This window comes from Streptomyces sp. NPDC050448, assembly GCF_040655295.1.
Taxonomy (GTDB): domain Bacteria; phylum Actinomycetota; class Actinomycetes; order Streptomycetales; family Streptomycetaceae; genus Streptomyces.
The window spans coordinates 1-1,508 of record NZ_JBFAJR010000130.1 but is presented as its reverse complement, the minus strand read 5'-3'; the positions used below and the strand labels follow the sequence as shown (position 1 = coordinate 1,508).

1 protein-coding gene is annotated in these 1,508 nt (G+C 69.6%); it reads left to right on the top strand.

What is annotated here, in order from left to right; translation table 11 throughout:
* The coding region (locus AB0I68_RS39060; RefSeq protein WP_363182206.1) for an acyl-CoA carboxylase subunit beta at positions 1–1,508 on the top strand (1,508 nt) is incomplete at both ends.

Genomic DNA, 1,508 nt, shown 5'->3' with positions numbered 1-1,508 from the left:
CTGCGCGAGCAGGCGCGGCGTGGACCCAGTGACCGGGCGACCGAGGCGCAGCACGCCAAGGGCAAGCTGACCGCGCGCGAGCGCATTGCGCTGCTGCTCGACGAGGGTTCCTTCAAGGAGGTCGAGCAGCTGCGCCGCCACCGGGCGAGCGGCTTCGGCCTCGAGAGCAAGAAGCCGTACACCGACGGTGTCATCACCGGCTGGGGCACGGTCGAGGGCCGCACGGTCTTCGTCTACGCGCACGACTTCCGCATCTTCGGCGGCGCCCTGGGCGAGGCCCACGCCACGAAGATCCACAAGATCATGGACATGGCCATCGCGGCCGGTGCCCCGCTGGTCTCCCTGAACGACGGCGCCGGTGCCCGTATCCAGGAGGGCGTCTCCGCGCTCGCCGGCTACGGCGGCATCTTCCAGCGCAACACCAAGGCCTCGGGTGTCATCCCGCAGATCTCGGTGATGCTGGGCCCGTGCGCCGGCGGCGCCGCGTACTCGCCGGCCCTGACGGACTTCGTGTTCATGGTCCGCGAGACCTCGCAGATGTTCATCACCGGCCCCGACGTCGTCCGCGCCGTCACCGGTGAGGAGATCTCCCAGAACGGCCTCGGCGGCGCCGACGTGCACGCCGAGACCTCCGGCGTCGCGCACTTCGCGTACGACGACGAGGAGACCTGCATCTCCGAGGTGCGCTACCTCATCTCGATGCTGCCCTCCAACAACCGGGAGAACCCGCCGGTCCACGAGACCTCCGACCCCGCCGACCGGCGCTCGGACGTCCTGCTGGACCTGGTCCCGGCGGACGGCAACCGCCCGTACGACATGCTCAAGGTGATCGAGGAGCTCGTCGACGAAGGCGACGTCCTCGAGATCCACGAGCGCTGGGCCCGCAACATCATCTGCGCCCTGGCCCGGCTCGACGGCCAGGTCGTCGGCATCGTCGCCAACCAGCCCGGCCACCTCGCCGGCGTCCTCGACATCGAGGCCTCCGAGAAGGCCGCGCGCTTCGTCCAGATGTGCGACGCCTTCAACATCCCGATCATCACGCTGCTGGACGTCCCCGGCTTCCTGCCGGGCGTCGACCAGGAGCACGGCGGCATCATCCGCCACGGCGCGAAGCTCCTGTACGCGTACTGCAACGCCACGGTCCCGCGGATCTCGCTGATCCTGCGCAAGGCCTACGGCGGCGCGTACATCGTCATGGACTCGCAGTCCATCGGCGCGGACCTCACGTACGCCTGGCCGACGAACGAGATCGCGGTCATGGGCGCCGAGGGCGCCGCCAACGTCATCTTCCGCAAGCAGATCGCGGAAGCCGAGGACCCCGAGGCGATGCGCGCGCGCATGGTCAAGGAGTACAAGGCCGAGCTGATGCACCCGTACTACGCGGCCGAGCGCGGTCTCGTCGACGACGTCATCGACCCGGCGGACACCCGCGAAACGCTGATCAGCGCCCTCTCGATGCTCCGCAGCAAGCACGCCGACCTGCCGTCCCGCAAGCACGGCAACCCGCC